This is a genomic window from Alicycliphilus denitrificans K601 (genome assembly GCF_000204645.1).
Classification (GTDB): domain Bacteria; phylum Pseudomonadota; class Gammaproteobacteria; order Burkholderiales; family Burkholderiaceae_C; genus Alicycliphilus; species Alicycliphilus denitrificans.
In genome coordinates this window covers 1,911,032-1,926,961 of the sequence record NC_015422.1, presented here as the reverse complement: position 1 = coordinate 1,926,961, position 15,930 = coordinate 1,911,032, and the positions used below count along the sequence as shown (strand labels likewise).

Genomic DNA, 15,930 nt, shown 5'->3' with positions numbered 1-15,930 from the left:
TCGTTCACGACGACGTCTCGATCCGAATTTACGGATCGGCTCGCCCAGCAAGCGCGAATCAAGGCAGCGTGGTCACTCATGCGAAACCGCCTCCAGGTAAGGACGCATGACATTTGCGACCCGGCAGACCTTGGCATGGCGCCATAGGTCATCGGCTGAAGCCTTGCGTGTCTTCCAGGCAGCCTTCAGCGCCTCAATGGCCACGTCCAGGCCGATCTGGTTGCGGTGCTTGAAGCAGTCCGCCACGGTTTTGGCGGCACTGTAGATCCGCAGTCTGGCGCCATCGCGTTCGTGCTCATCAATGCCCAAGGCATAGGCATCACCCGCCATCTGCACCATCTTGATCGGCGGGTGCTCGATACGTGGGGTGTGGCTGCCACGAGGCATGGCAATCCAAACCTGGCGAGGCAGTTGCGTGGTCAGTTCGTGGAACTGGAGTGCCGTCAGCAAGCAGAACACGGCTTTGGGAACCTTGACTGCAATCGTGGCGAGGTCTTCCTTCTCGGACATGGGGTTGCCTGGCAAACGGTAGAGGCCGCGCCCGACACGCTCCAACTGCCCGGAAGTGGACAGACGTGTCAGCACCACCCGCGGCGCGCCGATGGTGTCCAAGTCGCGGGTGCGCAGAAAGCCCTGCTTGTGGAGCAGGGCAAGAGCGCGCTGGGCATGTGAGGATCTTTCCATTGCCCCAAAGATGTTCCTTGATTTCGTTGATCTTATACATCAAACGATAGAATGAAACACGTCTGCCTGGAGCGCGCGTTGATGACTGACCGTGAATGTCAGCAGACAAATGCGGATAGGATCTGGTTGCCGACGCGGTACGTCCGGTACATAATCTGGCCTAGTTCCGTAGCGCCAACGGAATAAACCCGTTATCAATCAAAGATTTGAGTGCGGCGTGATGTTCCCATCGCCCGCTCCACTGCATCATTCTGCGGACTTCCGCAGAAGTCCAAGAGAGTCTGCAAGTCGTTGCCACACAAGGACTTTTCCTCTCTTTGACGTTCTGCCGTAGTCCACTGCGATCCGCCTACAGCCGGGACTTTTAAGTCCACAAACAAGTCCATTTTTGCGGGCGCGGCTGATTCCGGATTGTTGATGGAGGGGCGAGGTCGACGTGACCAGCATCTGGTTCCTGACTCATGTTCAGGAGCAAGAGCATGGCACTCTCAGACCTGGCCGTTCGACAGGCCAAGGCAACTGGCAAGGCATACACCCTCCCTGACTTGGATGGCCTCTCCCTGGCCGTCACGGCTGCAGGGGGCAGGACTTGGCACTTCCGCTACTACTGGGCGGGCAAGCAGAAGCGGATGTCGCTCGGCACCTACCCGGAGGTGACGCTTCGCGAGGCCCGCAGCCTGCGCGACGAAGCGCGCGCCCTGCTAGCCAAAGGCACCAATCCTCGCGTTCACCGCAAGCAGAAGCGCACCGCTGTCCGGCTCGCCGACGAGAACACCTTCGATGCGGTGTATCGCAAGTGGCTCAAGCATCGCGGGCTCAGCCTCAAGGAAGGCCGGCAGACGACCCTCTCGATACTTCCGCGCATCTTCGACAAGGATGTGCTGCCCGCCTTGGGCAAGCGGTCGGTCTATGAGATCAAGCGTCCCGACCTGTTGGAGGTGATCGCCAAGATCGAGAAGCGCAAGGCGCTCTCCGTCGCCGAGAAAGTCAGAACGTGGTTCAACCAACTGTTCCGCTACGCGCTGGTGATCGTGCCGGGCCTGGAGCAGAACCCCGCCGCCGATCTCGATGTGGTGGCGCTGCCGCTGCCACCCGTCAACCACAACCCGTTCCTGCGCATGGCCGAGCTGCCGAAGCTGTTGCAGCGTCTGCGCAGCTATCGCGGCAGGCGGCAGACCCAGCTCGGGCTGCGGCTATTGCTGCTGACCGGCGTGCGAACCGGCGAGCTGCGACAGGCGATGCCGGATCAATTTGATCTGGACCGGGGGTTGTGGATCATCCCGCCCGACGTCGTGAAGCAACTCCAGTTGGATATGCGCAAGAAGCGGCAGCAGCCGAAGGACATCCCGCCCTACATCGTGCCGCTGTCGATTCAGGCCATGGAGATCGTCCGGCACCTGCTGGATGAGTTCAAGCCGGCCCAGCGCCACCTGTTCCGGCACGACAGCGACTTGAAGAAGCGCATCAGCGAGAACACGCTCAATGGAGCGCTCAAACGCATGGGCTATCAGGAACGCCTGACCGGACACGGTATCCGCGGCACGATGTCCACTGCGCTCAACGAGATCGGCTACCCGAAGGTCTGGGTGGATGCACAGCTCTCGCATGTCGATCCCAACAAGGTCAGCGCGACCTACAACCATGCCGAGTACGTGGAGCAGCGTCGCCGCATGATGCAGGACTGGGCCGATCGGCTCGACCTCTTCGAGCAGAACCAGGTCGAGGCGGCCAGCATGCCGCTCACCGTGCATCTGGAAGGCGTGCCCGCATTCCCGAGTGAGCAAACCGCAAACGCACCCTCCACGCCGGTTGCCGCTTCGCCAATCCTGCTCGTGACGAAGCCGGGTGACGCCATGCCGTTGGTTTCTGCCGCCGCACATCGGCTGCCGGCGGTTCCGCCCCCTCGATCGGCCGCGCCGCTGGTGCCTTCGGACATTCAGCGCGAGAGGATGGAACTGTTCGATGTCTTCGAAGCGCCGCACAACCTTCCCGTCGCGGCGTTTGCCAAGATGGCGGGCAAGTCCCGCAGGTGGATCAGCTACGAGATCAAGGCGGGCAACTTGCTGGCGTTGAACGTAGGCAACCGCGGCCAGCGGGTGCCGGACTGGCACCTCGACCCACTCAAGCACGAGCTGATCCAGTCCGTCCTGAAGCTGACCAGGGGTGCGGACCCTTGGCAGATCTACCATGCACTGCTGCAACCGCGCTCGATGCTGCGGGGGCATTCGGCACTGGAGGGCGTGACTGCCAGCAATCTCGACAAGCTCGCCATGGCAGTGAGCACGGCCGTGAAGGAAAGCGAATGGACCCCGCCGCGAGTCGGGGTCGCCTAGCAGGGGAAGCCACAGAATTTGGGAAAAATCGTACGCTAAACGCCAGCGCTGGCCTCGTCTCGGGTGCTGACGGTATGGCAAGAACAATTCACGAGCCCTTGAAGAATGCCGCACGCCTCGACGGGTCGTGCGCCGGCGCACTTTTCACGCAAGGCCGTCAAATGCAGCCTTAGCTGCAACAACGCCTCGACCCGCGCCTCCACCTGCCGGATATGGTCATCCAGCAGGGCATTCACTTTTCCGCAATCCTGGGTGGGGCTGTCCCACAGGTTCAGTAAGGTCCGAATCTCGCCCAGCGACATGTCCAGCGAACGGCAGTGGCGAATGAACTGCATGCGCTTGACTTGCTCCTCGCCGTACAGCCGATAGTTCCCGCTGCTTCGCGCCGGCTCAGGCAATAGCCCTTCCTTTTCGTAGTAACGAATGGTCACGACCTCGCATCCCGTGCGCTGCGCCAGTTCGCCGATCCTGATTTCCATGCTGGTCCTCCAATGCTTGACCCTATAGCCACTATAGGGATTTTAATGCATTTGAACGAATGACGACGCCGAGGAATTGCTATGAGTTGCGGATCAAGCGGGTACGGTTGTGCTGATGCTCCCGTTCTCAAATCAGAAACACAGACCAGCGCCACTACCGGGGTGGCGGTTGCCGTCTATCACATCGAGAACATGGACTGCCCCACGGAAGAAGCGCTGATCCGGGGCAAGCTGGGCGGCGTGCCCGGCGTGGTGGAGCTCGATTTCAACCTGATGCGGCGCACCTTGACCGTGCGGCACACCCTGGCGTCGTTGGCCCCCGTGGAACAAGCCTTGGCGGCTGTCGATATGCAGGCGGTGCGACAGGACGACCGCTCGGCGGTGCAGACCACCCGCCTTGCCATCGCCAAGATGGATTGTCCGTCCGAGGAGGCGCTGATCCGCAGCAATCTCGCCACGCTGGCCGGTGTGATCGATCTCGACTTCAACCTGATGCAACGCACGCTCACCGTGCGCCATGCCCCAGCCGTGCTGCCTGACGTGCTGGGTGCTCTGCAATCGCTCGGCTTCGAGGCCCAAGTGCTCGAAGAAGCCAACCGCACGCCTGCGTCATCAGCACCGGGGCAGACCACGACCCATTGGTGGCCGCTCGGCATCTCGCTAGTCGCCGCTGTTGCGGCGGAGGCCGTGTACTGGCTCCAAGGCGGCAATCATTGGTCGGTGATGGTTCTGGCTCTGGTCGCCATCCTCACCGGTGGCCTGTCCACCTACAAGAAAGGATGGATTGCCCTCAAGAACCGCAACCTCAACATGAACGCCCTGATGTCGATTGCCGTCACCGGGGCCATGTTGATCGGGCACTGGCCGGAGGCGGCGATGGTGATGGTGTTGTTCGCTTTGGCCGAGGTCATCGAGGCCAAGTCGCTGGACCGCGCCCGCAACGCCATCGCGGGGCTGCTCGATCTGGCCCCGGAGCGAGCCACGGTGCAACAGCCTGATGGCTCATGGCGCGAGGTGGATGCCAAGCAGGTTGCGATCGGCAGCCGGGTGCGAGTGCGGCCTGGCGAACGCATCGCCCTCGATGGGGAGGTCGTAGAAGGCCGCTCGACCGTGAACCAAGCGCCGATCACCGGGGAGAGTCTGCCCGTCGACAAGGGCCTAGGCGATCCCGTCTTTGCGGGTTCCCTCAACGAGTCAGGCTCGTTCGAGTACCGTGTCACGGCGCTGGCGAACAACTCCACGCTGGCCCGCATCATTCATGCGGTGGAGGCCGCACAAGGCAGCCGCGCGCCGACCCAGCGCTTCGTGGATCAGTTCGCGCGCTGGTACACGCCCGCCGTATTCGCCTTGGCCGTGGTCGTCGCACTGGTGCCGCCGCTCTTTGTGGGAGCGGCATGGCTGGATTGGATCTATCGGGCGCTGGTTTTGCTGGTGATCGCCTGCCCGTGCGCGCTGGTGATTTCGACACCCGTCAGCATCGTCAGCGGGTTGGCCGCAGCGGCACGCCACGGCATTCTCATCAAGGGCGGCGTGTATTTGGAAGAGGGCCGCAAGCTGCGCTGGCTGGCCTTGGACAAGACCGGCACCATCACCCACGGCAAGCCCGCGCAGACCGACTTCGTTGCCTTGGGTAACGCTTCGCCCCAGCACGCCCGTAGTCTCGCGGCCAGCCTGGCCAGCCGCTCCGACCATCCGGTGTCCAAGGCAATCGCGCAAGCCGCCCTTGCCGACGGCGTGGCGCTGCGCGAAGTCGCGGAATTCGCCGCATTGCCCGGCCGAGGCGTGCGCGGCGTGATCGACGGAGTGGCCTATCACCTCGGCAACCATCGGATGCTCGACGAGCTGGGACATTGCTCCCCCGCAATGGAACAACGCATCACCGCACTGGAAGCCGAGGGTAAGACGGCGGTGATGCTGGTGGAGCCCGAGGGCGTGCAGGCGCTCATGGCAGTGGCCGACACCATCAAGGACAGCAGCCGGAGCGCCGTGGCCGAACTGCACGCGCTGGGCATCCAGACCATGATGCTGACCGGCGACAACCCACACACCGCCAAGGCGATTGCCACACAGGCCGGGATCGACCGCGCACAAGGCAACCTGCTCCCCGATGACAAACTGCGCGAGATCGAAGCGCTTGCCCAGTCCGGCGGGGTCGGCATGGTCGGTGATGGAATCAACGACGCTCCGGCGTTGGCTCGTGCCGACATTGGCTTCGCGATGGGCGCGGCGGGCACCGACACGGCCATCGAGACGGCCGACGTGGCGCTGATGGACGATGACCTGCGCAAGATTCCGACCTTCGTGCGGCTGTCCCGCACCACGGCACAGGTGCTCACACAGAACATCGCGCTTGCGCTGGGCATCAAGGCCGTGTTCCTAGTGCTCACCTTCACCGGCCACGCGACCATGTGGATGGCGGTGTTCGCCGACATGGGAGCTAGCCTGCTGGTGGTGGGCAATGGCTTGAGGCTGCTGCGCCGATGAGTTGGAAATTCGTGCTGTATGACTGGGCCGGTCTGAATCTCGCGCTATTTCAAGCGATCAATGCTGGGACGCCCGCAGTGCTGTGGCCGCTGGCGTCGCTCTTCAGCCTAATCGGCAGCTACTGGACCGCGCCCCTAACCGTACTGGGCCTATGGGCATGGTCAAAGGCATCTTCCGATCCGGCCCGCGTTCGGCTAGTGCGGAGCCGTTTGTTGCACTTCGGCGTCGCGTTCTTGCTGGCCTTGGCGGCGGCGTCGGCCTTGAAGTGGTGGCTCGACTTTCCGCGCCCGCATGCGGTGCTGGGCGCAGCGGTGCATGTCATCGGCGCTGTGGAGCTGCATTACAGCCTGCCCAGCGGGCACGCGACCTACGCGGCGCTGGTGGCCGCTGCGTTGTGGCCGCTGCTGGCCTGGCGCGGTCGCGGTTGCCTGTTGATGTATGCCGCCCTGGTTGGCTGGTCACGCATGGCGGCAGGTATGCACTTCCCGGGCGACGTGCTGGCAGGCTGGGGGCTGGGCTTGGGCTGCACCGTGCTCTCGCGGTGGCTGATCTCGTTCGCCACTGCGGCGCGCGCAAAGGGGCTGCTCGCGCCGGCCTTGCCGTGGTACGGGGTGGCTGCGGCAGCGGTTGCTGCTGATCAGGCAGCCAAGCTCTCGATCGAACGGGCGTTCGTCTATGGCAAACAGGTCGAGATCACGCCGTTCTTCAACCTCGTGCATGTGCTCAATCCGGGCGCCGCGTTCAGCTTTTTGGCCGGAGCGAGTGGCTGGCAACGTTACTTCTTCATCACGTTAGGACTGCTCGTCGCGGTCTGGCTCATCCGACAACTGAAGCAGACGCTGCCGCGCTTCGAAGCCGTCGGCTACAGCCTCATTCTTGGCGGGGCACTTGGCAACGTGGTGGATCGCCTGCTGCGCGGTCAGGTTGTGGACTTCCTCGACTTCCACTGGCAGGGCATGCACTGGCCCGCGTTCAACCTCGCCGATGTTGCGATCTCCATCGGAGTCGGCTGTTTGATCGCTAGGTTCCTTGAAATTCGAGACAAGGGTAACAAGGGTAGATTGTTGTCAGGATGAGCTGCGACGCAGGCGCTGCGCGACTCCGGCAACGGGATCGACGACGGGTTGCTGCAATACCTGTCGCCGCTGGGCTGGGAGCACATCAATTTGATCGGCGACTACGTATGGCGGCAGAGCCGGAGGGCCGAAGACGTGCAGTTCCGGCCGTTACGCATCAATGGGAAGGCCAGCGCATCAGTCAGGACACCAAGCGCGCGCGGCGGGCGAATCTTGCCTGGGTGTCCGACAAGGTAGCGTTGCGGCGGAGCAGGTAAGCCATCACGATCATTGGTGCGCCGGCCAGCGGCCGTACGGCGATGCCTCGGCGTAGGTAGCTCGCCAGTCTCGCGGCAGGCGCAATGGCGATCCCGTACCCGGCAGCAACCAGCGTCATCGCCACATCGAATGTCTCCACCGTTTGCTCCCGCTCCTGCAGCGCGTTTTCGAACACGCGCTGCACGGTCACGCGCCATGGTTCATCGGCCGTGGACTGCGAGCAGATCAAGGGCTGCTTGAGCACTTCCTCGCACGGCACTTCACGGTAGGCCAGCAGGTGGGAGCGCTTGGCCACGGCGACCGCCAGCGTGTCATGCCACAGCGGTTCGCATACCCAGCCAGGCCACTGCCGGGCAACCGCAGACAAGGCGAAGTCGAAGCCGTCGTCCGGCAGCTCCGCGCCTCGACCGGGATCTGTCCAGCCGGCCAGGACGGCATGGGTCTCCGGCTCTTCGGCACGCTGCAGGGCGAGCACGTCGGCGAGCTGGGGAGGCACCCATTCGCCGAGGACGGCCATGCGAATTTCGGCGGTGATGTCACTCGATTCCACGTCCAGCTCCCCCAGGCGGTGAACTCGTGGCAACTGATCTCGAAGCCGTTGGATGAGTTAAGTTTAACGTGGCTTAAATCGTGACCGTGTTCGACGCTCTTGGCAATGCCAAAGCGTTCGATCCAAAGGGGCCGCCCCACCGGCACCACTACCTACGAAGCGGAACCAGCCATCGCGTTTGGGGCTGCCGTGCGGGAAGAAAGAACCAACCAGGGTATCGCTCAGGAAACGCTGGCCCACATGGCCGGCATCGAACGGTCGCACATGGGCAAGATCGAGCGCGGCGAGCATGTCCCCACGCTCCCTCTCATCCTCAAGATTGCCCGTGCGCTGAAATGTAGTTCCGCCCACTTGATGACTCTGACCGAAGCCAAGCTGGCAGAGTCGGCCCCATCCGCAGATTGAAGCCGGCCCGCACAGCGGTCGCATGCCTACGCCTGATCGTCGTCCTTGCCCCCAAGGGCTGAATCTTCGCGCTTTGCGGCCTCGTTGACGAGCCGCAGGTATGGGTTGTCTGGCGGCGTCTCCTGGAACAGCGCATCCGGGCTGACGAGCAGGTAGCCGTGCAGCCGGCGCGACTTGCGCGGCCCCGTAACTTCGCAGGTCCAGATGTTCAGCCCGCTCGGCTGCTTGCGGTGCTGTCCCAGCTTCTCGAAGCGCTTCTGCACCCACTGCCACCCCTCCAGCTTCTCCTGCTTGGCCAGGGCGGCGACTTGAAGGTACTCCTGCGCGTAGCGCTGGAACACGCCGGGGCTGACGAGGTAGGTCGTACCGGCGACGGTATGCACCAGGGCCTTGGCGTCGTTGATGATGAGCTTGCGCGTCTGGACGCTCTGACGCAGCCAGGCCATGAAGTGCGCCCCAGAGGGCTCCGCGCGATCCTGGGAAGGCGCGAGGCTCATCTGCGGCCGGGGCATGGTCGAAGGGGCCGGCTCGGGCTCGGCAACAGGGGAACTCGGGATCTCCGGTGTCGCGGGTGGAGCGGTGTCGCCCAGCAGGTCGAGCAGCGCTGCGACGCCGGTGTCCATGGCTGCGGATGCGATCGGCGCCGCGCTCGCGGGTGCAGCTTCGGTGCCTTCCACGCGCGGCCCATCAGCCACCGCCGGCGCCTGCGGCTCCGCCTGTTCCTCTTCGACCTGCACACAGCCTGCGAACGGCGCCGGCCGGTCGGCGGCATCCCAGATCATCGCCGGCGAGAGCTTCAGGAAGGTGAAGGCGTGCGACCAGCCGGCGTCGCTGGTGATGGTAGCCTTCCAGATCGCCTTGCCATCCGGCGTCGGTTGCACGATGCCGTGATCCTGCAGCACGTTGAACACCGCCGTATTGCTCGCCGGAATGCCGTCGATGCCTTGCGACAGCAGATGTGCGCGCAGCTTGTCGGAGACGGTCTTGCTCACCAGCCACAGAGCGTCCTGGGTCAGCCAGCCGTCCGCCGGGCCGGCTTGGTTCAACTTGAATTCTTCCTTGAGCAGGTAGCGCAAGCCGTCGAGCAATTTGCGTTGCAGCGCATGCTTGGGGGCCGCCAGCGCCTTGCTGGGATCACCGCCGAGTTCCTGGGCGACCGATGCCTGATCGGCCTGCACGACCAGCTCGCCGAGCGTGCCGGCGTGCTCGTACTGGCCGGCTAGCACGTACAGCAGCGCGGCCCAGAGGTCGGGATAGCCGCTGAGCCAGTCGAAGATGTCCCGATCGAGAAGGCGCGCGTAGAGCAGCCCGGTGGCGGCGCTGTGCAGGCGGTACTCGCGCTCCTTTCGGTAACGGAAGCGGTAGGGCTTTCGCAGCGGGCCGTGCCAGGGATGCCAGACGCTGCCGTCGGCATGCTCGACGTGCAGATCGACCGCAATCTTGCCGATGTCGTGCAGCAGGGCCGCGTAGGCCGTGCCTGCGGTCCAGGCTTCGGCCTGGGCCGCCTGCGCCTCCGGCGTGACGCCCGCAGGCAGCAGGTATGACTGCCGCAGCTTCAGCGCATAGGCGACGATTTCCAGGCCGTGATCCAGCATGCCGCCGGGGTAGGCGTGGTGGTGGCTCTCGGAGGCCGGGAACTGCTGGACCAGCTCGGCGTAGCGCTCCAGTGGGGCGAGGTAGAGCGTGGCGAACTGCCGGCGCGAGAGCGATGTGCGCTGCCAGATGTGTTCCAGCAGTTTCTGTCGACGCGGCGTGGCCAGCAGCGATGCGGCCGACTCCGGCCGCATCGACCCTTTCGGAGTTTCGATGGCGGAGGTGGGCGGCGTGCCGGCGGTGGGTGGCACCCGTTTGCGCTGGAACAGCGAGAGCATGGCGAACCCCGGATGACGGGCTGCTCGGGGCGCCTTTTGGCCTTTTCAGGATAGGGCCTTTCCCCTTGGCACCCTTCCTTTGCCCCTTCCCAGCCCTTTGGCCTTTGTCGGAAGCCTTTGGGTATAGGGCCGCTGCTTCGCGGGTGCCACGATGAATGCGGCATGGGGCAATCCCGGCAAGTGGGGCGCTGCGGGACGTTCGTCAGCTCTGGCCCAAGCCGGTGTCGAGGGCGGCGGATTGCGCTGCGAAGTCGTCGGGACGGCGCTTGCGGAAGGTTTCGAGATTGGCGAGCTTCCAGCGCAGTGCCGGCAGTTGCGCGGCGTGCTGGCATTGCACCAGCGACCAGTCCGGTTCTGCGCGCGCCAGCCCGCTCAGAAACTGCTTGTGCGCGGTGCTCAGTCGCTGTGGCAGCTCGCGCCGCACCCTGGCGCGAGCGTCGAGCAGTGTTTCTAGGGAGCAGCCCACTTCGGTCATGCCGACAAAGGCCCGCTCGTACTCGCCGGCGATGTCCTTGTCGTTACCGAACAGCACTTCGTGGGGCGGCCGGTTGTGGCCCGCCAGATAGATCACGAAGCACTCGACCATGCCGTCGCTGATGTCGCCCGATTCGTAGAGCTGCCACACGTCGAACAGGTCGCGGGGGTGCTGCCGATCCAGCGCGGCCACCAGCTTGCTGGCGTACAGCTCGTCCGGTGCCAGAACCGGCAGCTCGAACTCGACGCCGAACAGATCGCTGGTCTTTGCGCTCAGCGGCCGCCGCTCGACGGGCAGCACGCTGCCTCGGAACACGACGTTGACCTCGATCTTCACCTGGCTGGCGTCGTTCTCGACGATCAGCTTGGTGTCTCCCAGGTCCTTGGCGCGAACCAGGCGTGTCTGCACGCCCAGTGGCGCAACGCGCGTGGCGATGGCGGCCAGCTCCTGGTTGATGGCTTGCAGCGCTTCGTCGCGCGGCGTCTGCCACGGGAGGTACACCACGTCGATGTCCACCGAAAGGCGCGGCATGTCCCGCACGAAGAGGTTGATGGCCGTGCCGCCCTTCATGGCGAAGATGTCGTTGGCGAACACGTCGGGCGCGACGGCCAGCAGCAGGCGAACGGTGTCAGCGTAGGTCTTATCCATGAGGTCTCAGGCTCAGCAAGGTGCCGTCATCGAGCCGGCTCATCCAGCGCGTGTTGCTGCCGGTGCGAACCGGGTACTGCTCCAGCAGGGCATCGACATCCACGAGGCTGGTCTCGCGCGCCCAGGTCAGGAACAGGCGCACGGCCTTCACGCTGGCGCAGCAGGACAGCAGTTGCCCGAGCAAGTCCTTGCGGGGGGAACGCAGTCCATCGAAGAGGTTGCGGGCCTCTTCGAGGCTCTGCTTGACGCCGGCTTCGTACAGCAGCTCCAGCACGGCACGCTCGGGGGCTGCCACCCGCAGATCCTCGGGCAGGCCAGGCGGCGTGGTCAGGGTCTTGCCGGCCAGCGCCGTGTCCGGCCAGTCGAACAGGCGGGCGTGGACGTAGCGGGCCGGAAAGCGCGAAGTGAACCAGGCCGGCAACGCGAAGCGACCGTCGCCCCACAGCACCAGCGCCTCCCGGCTGCCCAGGTTGTGCCGCACCCCCTGCAGGGCCAGGGCGCTCTTGCCGCCGACGTGCAGGCCGGGCACGCGCTGTTGCAGGAACTTCAGCGCACCGTAGACCCCGAACTCATCGTTCGGGAAGGCATAGACGCCATGGGCCAGGCGCACGAGCCACCCGCCGTCGGCATAGTGGGCGGCGAGCTGGGGCGACACCCCGAACTGGCTCAGGGTGGCAAGGTCGAACGGCGCCCCGCGGGGGAGTCCCGCCTGCAGCCGCTTGATTACCTGATGCCTAGAATTTCCATCCATGCTATAACAATAGCACGGAATCCAATCAGTCACTAGAGCCATTGCAAGAACGTGCATGGAAAGTAGCATAAGGTTTGAGTTATCGTGCAGAATCTAATCGACCTGCGACCCGAGCCAACCCGACTCTGCCAGCCGCAACCCGCCCTCCTGATCGCGGTCTATGCTGGAGGGCAAGCCACGACCGGCCACTCCGCGAGGTGAGGCACCACTGAAGCCGAGGCATATGAGCATGACCACCAACACGCACAACGGGCGCTGGAGCCACCGGCTGGGCCGGGGGGCTGGCCGTGCCTGGCGTGGATACCTGCGCCGCGAGCAGCGTGTCGCCGGCTGGCTGGTGACGCGCGGGGTGCCCGCGAGCGCGGCGACGGCGGTGCTCTGGATCGTCAAGCTGGCCGTGCTTGGTGTGCTGCTCTACTCCGCGTTCTGGCTGGCGCTGCTGCTGGCCTTTGCAGGGATCGCTGCCTGGATGGTACGCAACGTCGATGCCGACGAAAGCAGTGATGATGACGAGCCTCAATGGCGAAACGGCCTGGACGGATACGGTCTCTACCGGGGCGAGGTACGCATTGACGGCGGCAGCGCGGACGACGAGTAGCTCGCCACTCTCGGCGCTACTTCGCCTTCGCTGCTTTGATTGCAAGGTCAGCGCCTTTGCCTCCCGCAGATTTGGCGCCATCGGTGGCTGCTGCGAGCATCTGCGAAATGTTGCCTACGCGGACACCAACCCACGCGAGCGCAGCTACCCAGAAACCCGGTAGCACGATGAACATCATCGCCATGACGAAGTTAAGGAGCATGTCGCCAAAGGCGTTGTTCAAACCGATCAACGGATCGAAGTTCGTGTGCGGCCTGTCCGCGCCAAACCCCCAGCCGTAGAGCGCGTCCAGGATCGTGCTGTCGATCCAGCGCGCGAGCTGGAACCAGAAGTCCACGAAGAACAGCGCGAACTGGACGCAGCTCACCGTCACCACCGTCTTCAGGTCGTAGGTGCCGATCAGCAGCACCAGCGGGATGCAGATGACGAGCGCCATCTTGAGCATCGTCAGCACCATCGGCAGCGCCTGGCGCACCACGTCCATCGCGGGAAAGAAGGCCAGCGAGCCGACGGTCAACCCCAGGTCGCTTGCGCCGCGCGTGACAACGTTCGGCAGCGTCTTGTCGATCTGGCCACCGTAGTCGGTGTAGACGGCGCCCTGGTTCATCTTCTGCTGTCGCGGTGAGACCACGGCGCGGATCACCGAGTCATTGACCTCGCTCTGCGACAGGAAGCCCGCCCAGCGCCCGATGCGGGTCAGTAGGTCCGGGTCGACCTGTGCCAGCAGCCGGCTGCGCAGTCCCTGGCCGCCATCGGCCCACCACTGCCGGCAGGACGGATAGCCGCCGCCGCTGTCCACCTGTGCCAACCCTGCATCGCGGGTCGCGTCGTAGGGCCAGGCCGTGCGTGGGGTCTTGGCGCGATAGGTGTCATAGAAGCCGGGCGTGTCGAGGAAGTAACTCGACCCGATCCAGGTGACGTCGTTCATTTGCTCGTCGGAGAGCGTCGGCCGGTTCATGAACAGCCTGGCGCGCGACGGCCCGTAGCAGTCGTGCGTGAAGTCGGCGACCTCCTGTGCCAGCACCGGATCGTCGATGCGCGTGGCATCCACATCCATGCGAATCTGACGCAGGTCCGTGCCGCAGGGAATCGCCGCCACCGCGGAGCCCGTCACGGCTTTCGACAGCGCGTGTATGAAGAACCACCACACCGGCACCAGCGCGCTCTGGTCGTTGAGCGCCGTGTAGACGTTGGACCAGCCCGTGTCGTTGGGCAGCGGGACACTGACCTGGCATTGCGCGGAGCGCGTGGTGTCGAACCTGATCGTGGCGAGATCCACCGGGATGAACGGGATGCCGGCGAACATGATGACCACGATCGCCACCCACACCCGGTTCTCGATGCGCATCGACGACAGCACGCCCTTGTTGCCCTCGTCCGCACCTTCGCTGCGGGCCTTGAGCCATTCCTGGATCACGATGGCCACGAACGGCAGCGCGAACACGCCGCTGGCCACGAGGATGCTCCAGATGCCGTTGTTGACCACCCAAGCCACCAGGGTCAGGTAATACTCCAAGTAGTCCGTGGTGTAGAGCGTCATGCCTGCCTCCCGGTCTCAGCCGTGCCGCAGCAGCTGGCTGGCTTCCAGCGCGACCACGGCGATGACGGCCGCGATCTCCGTGCGCAGCAGGCGCTGATGCGTCTCGCGGGACGGCTCCCGCCGCAACAGGCGCCGACGCATCCACCACCAGCCGTAAGCCGTCGCTCCGTAGAGGCACAGACGCCACACGAAGAAGTGGCCGGCGTGCGCCTGCAGCCAGTGCTGCCAGCCCTCGACGCCGCCGACCACGTGGATGCCGGCGATGTTCACCGCCACCGCGGCGGCGACCACCAGCAAGGTCCACAGCAGCGCCACGCCGACGCGGCGGTTGAACAGCCATGGCAGCCGCAGCCAGGCGAGCCGGCTCATGGCGTACCGCTCCGCGGCTTCTGGACTTCCCGCAGACGGTCGCGCGTGGTGTCGCCCTCGAAGACGCCGCGCGAGCCGGCAGCGCGGGTACTGTGGCGCTGGATGATCGCCATCGCCGAGTTGCCGGCCAGCGTGCGGCGCAGCTCCAGCTCGGTCTTGAGGTTGTTGATCTCCTGCTCCAGCGCGCTGTTCTCCTGGTCCACCGCCTGCACGGCGAGCTCGTTGGCGGCGACGTTCGGCTCCTTCTTGCCGGTCAGCAACGTGCGTTGCAGCAGCAGGGCCTTCTCCAGCACGCTGGACAGCGCAGCCTCGGACGCGAGACGCCGGCCCAGCACGTCCTGGTCGGGCTCGTCACGCAGGGCCTCGATCACGCCGCGGGTGATCGGCAGCGAGCTGCTGCCGGCCGCGTCGAGATTGGCCAGTGTCGTCGGCCGGGCGCCCGTCACCAGTTCCTGCAACACCTGCAGCTTGGTCTCGTACTCTTCCTGGATCACTGGCGTGAGCCCGACGCCAGGCGTGGTCTGGGTCTTCGTGCAGTTTTCGCAGGTGCGTTGCTCGCGTTCGCCCAGCACGCGGTTCGCAAAGGCCGCGGCCGCGCCAGGCGACGACCAGGTCTGGCAGGTCAGGCGGTTGCCGCAGGCGCTGCGCGCGATCGACGAGGTATCGGTGGCGCTGCGCCCGTTGAGCAGGTTGTAGCCCGCGCGCGTCACGTCGCCGACCACCTTGATCGAACTCTGGCCGGAGCCGCCCGCGTTGCCGCCGCCGACCCAGGGCACGCCGTTGTTCCCCTTGTTGGACTCGGCCTGCTCGATGGCGGAGACGGCATCGGTGCTGCTGACCGCATCCCGCAGCGCCATCCCTTCGGCGAGCTGGTCCCAGCCGGCCTGGCCGCCGGCCATGTCCGCCATGCGATTGGCGATGGCCCGGCAGGTCATCTTCGAGCGGTCGAAATCCAGGCGCGCCTGGAGGATGCCGTTGGTGAGCAGGTTGTACAGGCCCGGGTCGGCGCGCTGGATGATGAGCGCCGGGAGTGACGCCACCGCGGCAGTGGCGTTCTGGATCACGTTGCTCATGATCGTCTGGAAGCCGTTGGTGATGCCGTTGAGCTGGTTCTGCAGCGTCGTGGTGATGCTCATGTCGCCGCAGATCAGGTTGCTGTTCCAGCCGACGCCGACGCCGATGCTCTGCATGTTGCCGGCACCACCCATCGACACGGCCCGGCCGCCGCCGATGCTGTAGAGCACGTCGTCGCCGATCACGCTGCCACTGACGTTCACGCCATTGGGGTCGATGCGGGTCTGCGCCCAGGCGACGCCGACGACCAGCGTGATGGCCGCCACGAGCAGCGTGGCCCGCAGGGGCGACTTCGCGCGGTGCAGGAAGTCAGGGAGGGAGGCGTTCATCGTGGG

At 65.0% G+C, this 15,930-nt stretch carries 14 protein-coding genes and 1 pseudogene; 6 read left to right on the top strand and 9 right to left on the bottom strand.

Features of this window, described 5'->3' with window-relative positions:
* Positions 1 to 72: 72 nt before the first annotated feature.
* Entirely contained in the window at positions 73 to 684 is a 612-nt protein-coding gene (locus ALIDE2_RS09105) for a type IV toxin-antitoxin system AbiEi family antitoxin domain-containing protein (RefSeq protein WP_013721911.1), read from the bottom strand.
* Between the two features lie 479 nt (positions 685 to 1,163).
* On the opposite strand from ALIDE2_RS09105, the gene ALIDE2_RS09100 reads away from it, so the two are divergent.
* Positions 1,164 to 3,017, top strand: coding sequence for a tyrosine-type recombinase/integrase (locus tag ALIDE2_RS09100; RefSeq protein WP_013721910.1), 1,854 nt, complete (start codon positions 1,164 to 1,166; stop codon positions 3,015 to 3,017).
* A 35-nt stretch (positions 3,018 to 3,052) separates the two neighbouring features.
* Here ALIDE2_RS09100 and cadR read toward each other — a convergent pair whose 3' ends face one another.
* On the bottom strand, positions 3,053 to 3,496 hold the full coding sequence (gene cadR / locus ALIDE2_RS09095) for a Cd(II)/Pb(II)-responsive transcriptional regulator (protein ID WP_013721909.1): 444 nt from the start codon (positions 3,494 to 3,496) through the stop codon (positions 3,053 to 3,055).
* Between the two features lie 81 nt (positions 3,497 to 3,577).
* On the opposite strand from cadR, the gene ALIDE2_RS09090 reads away from it, so the two are divergent.
* The 3 genes and pseudogenes from ALIDE2_RS09090 to ALIDE2_RS25630 all read left to right on the top strand — a co-directional run.
* Complete coding sequence (locus ALIDE2_RS09090; protein ID WP_013721908.1) at positions 3,578 to 5,980, top strand: heavy metal translocating P-type ATPase; 2,403 nt, start codon at positions 3,578 to 3,580, stop codon at positions 5,978 to 5,980.
* Positions 5,977 to 7,056 (top strand): signal peptidase II, encoded by a 1,080-nt coding sequence (gene lspA, locus ALIDE2_RS09085; RefSeq protein WP_013721907.1) that lies wholly within the window; start codon positions 5,977 to 5,979, stop codon positions 7,054 to 7,056. Before ALIDE2_RS09090 ends, lspA begins: the two co-directional genes overlap by 4 nt.
* A gap of 3 nt (positions 7,057 to 7,059) precedes the next feature.
* A pseudogene (locus ALIDE2_RS25630) lies at positions 7,060 to 7,293 on the top strand (Tn3 family transposase); the annotation flags it as partial.
* Here ALIDE2_RS25630 and ALIDE2_RS09080 read toward each other — a convergent pair.
* A complete protein-coding gene (locus ALIDE2_RS09080) occupies positions 7,238 to 7,864 on the bottom strand; it encodes a substrate-binding domain-containing protein (protein WP_013721906.1) in 627 nt (208 codons plus the stop codon). The pseudogene ALIDE2_RS25630 and the gene ALIDE2_RS09080 sit on opposite strands and share 56 nt — an antisense overlap.
* A 105-nt stretch (positions 7,865 to 7,969) precedes the next feature.
* On the opposite strand from ALIDE2_RS09080, the gene ALIDE2_RS09075 reads away from it, so the two are divergent.
* Entirely contained in the window at positions 7,970 to 8,269 is a 300-nt protein-coding gene (locus ALIDE2_RS09075) for a helix-turn-helix domain-containing protein (RefSeq protein WP_003282197.1), read from the top strand.
* A gap of 26 nt (positions 8,270 to 8,295) precedes the next feature.
* Here ALIDE2_RS09075 and mobH read toward each other — a convergent pair whose 3' ends face one another.
* The 3 genes from mobH to ALIDE2_RS09060 form a co-directional block, all read right to left on the bottom strand.
* Positions 8,296 to 10,140: a MobH family relaxase gene (gene mobH, locus ALIDE2_RS09070; RefSeq protein ID WP_013721905.1), complete on the bottom strand. Its 1,845-nt coding sequence runs from the start codon at positions 10,138 to 10,140 to the stop codon at positions 8,296 to 8,298.
* 202 nt (positions 10,141 to 10,342) lie between these two features.
* Positions 10,343 to 11,263: a nucleotidyl transferase AbiEii/AbiGii toxin family protein gene (locus ALIDE2_RS09065; protein WP_013721904.1), complete on the bottom strand. Its 921-nt coding sequence runs from the start codon at positions 11,261 to 11,263 to the stop codon at positions 10,343 to 10,345.
* Positions 11,256 to 12,014 carry a type IV toxin-antitoxin system AbiEi family antitoxin domain-containing protein gene (locus tag ALIDE2_RS09060; RefSeq protein WP_013721903.1) on the bottom strand — a complete coding sequence of 253 codons (759 nt, stop codon included), beginning with the start codon at positions 12,012 to 12,014 and terminating at the stop codon, positions 11,256 to 11,258. The genes ALIDE2_RS09065 and ALIDE2_RS09060 overlap by 8 nt, the downstream gene beginning before the upstream one ends.
* A 229-nt stretch (positions 12,015 to 12,243) precedes the next feature.
* On the opposite strand from ALIDE2_RS09060, the gene ALIDE2_RS09055 reads away from it, so the two are divergent.
* Positions 12,244 to 12,612, top strand: a complete 369-nt coding sequence (locus ALIDE2_RS09055) for a DUF3742 family protein (RefSeq protein ID WP_011805400.1) — start codon at positions 12,244 to 12,246, stop codon at positions 12,610 to 12,612.
* A gap of 16 nt (positions 12,613 to 12,628) precedes the next feature.
* On the opposite strand, the gene ALIDE2_RS09050 is transcribed toward ALIDE2_RS09055, so the two are convergent.
* From ALIDE2_RS09050 to ALIDE2_RS09040, 3 genes are read right to left on the bottom strand one after another with little or no spacing between them, the layout of a single operon-like run.
* A complete protein-coding gene (locus ALIDE2_RS09050) occupies positions 12,629 to 14,152 on the bottom strand; it encodes a conjugal transfer protein TraG N-terminal domain-containing protein (RefSeq protein WP_013721902.1) in 1,524 nt (507 codons plus the stop codon).
* Between the two features lie 15 nt (positions 14,153 to 14,167).
* Positions 14,168 to 14,521: a hypothetical protein gene (locus tag ALIDE2_RS09045; RefSeq protein ID WP_003292115.1), complete on the bottom strand. Its 354-nt coding sequence runs from the start codon at positions 14,519 to 14,521 to the stop codon at positions 14,168 to 14,170.
* Positions 14,518 to 15,924, bottom strand: a complete 1,407-nt coding sequence (locus ALIDE2_RS09040; protein WP_013721901.1) for an integrating conjugative element protein — start codon at positions 15,922 to 15,924, stop codon at positions 14,518 to 14,520. Before ALIDE2_RS09040 ends, ALIDE2_RS09045 begins: the two co-directional genes overlap by 4 nt.
* Between the last annotated feature and the right edge of the window lie 6 nt (positions 15,925 to 15,930).

Excerpts from the sequence above, each read along its gene's own strand:
- ALIDE2_RS09045 (WP_003292115.1), bottom strand. The coding sequence starts at position 14,521 with ATGAGCCGGCTCGCCTGGCTGCGGCTGCCATGGCTGTTCAACCGCCGC.
- ALIDE2_RS09100 (WP_013721910.1), top strand. The coding sequence starts at position 1,164 with ATGGCACTCTCAGACCTGGCCGTTCGACAGGCCAAGGCAACTGGCAAG.
- mobH (WP_013721905.1), bottom strand. The coding sequence starts at position 10,140 with ATGCTCTCGCTGTTCCAGCGCAAACGGGTGCCACCCACCGCCGGCACG.
- ALIDE2_RS09055 (WP_011805400.1), top strand. The coding sequence starts at position 12,244 with ATGACCACCAACACGCACAACGGGCGCTGGAGCCACCGGCTGGGCCGG.
- ALIDE2_RS09060 (WP_013721903.1), bottom strand. The coding sequence starts at position 12,014 with ATGGATGGAAATTCTAGGCATCAGGTAATCAAGCGGCTGCAGGCGGGA.
- lspA (WP_013721907.1), top strand. The coding sequence starts at position 5,977 with ATGAGTTGGAAATTCGTGCTGTATGACTGGGCCGGTCTGAATCTCGCG.
- cadR (WP_013721909.1), bottom strand. The coding sequence starts at position 3,496 with ATGGAAATCAGGATCGGCGAACTGGCGCAGCGCACGGGATGCGAGGTC.
- ALIDE2_RS09075 (WP_003282197.1), top strand. The coding sequence starts at position 7,970 with ATGCCAAAGCGTTCGATCCAAAGGGGCCGCCCCACCGGCACCACTACC.
- ALIDE2_RS09040 (WP_013721901.1), bottom strand. The coding sequence starts at position 15,924 with ATGAACGCCTCCCTCCCTGACTTCCTGCACCGCGCGAAGTCGCCCCTG.
- ALIDE2_RS09065 (WP_013721904.1), bottom strand. The coding sequence starts at position 11,263 with ATGGATAAGACCTACGCTGACACCGTTCGCCTGCTGCTGGCCGTCGCG.
- ALIDE2_RS09105 (WP_013721911.1), bottom strand. The coding sequence starts at position 684 with ATGGAAAGATCCTCACATGCCCAGCGCGCTCTTGCCCTGCTCCACAAG.
- ALIDE2_RS09090 (WP_013721908.1), top strand. The coding sequence starts at position 3,578 with ATGAGTTGCGGATCAAGCGGGTACGGTTGTGCTGATGCTCCCGTTCTC.
- ALIDE2_RS09050 (WP_013721902.1), bottom strand. The coding sequence starts at position 14,152 with ATGACGCTCTACACCACGGACTACTTGGAGTATTACCTGACCCTGGTG.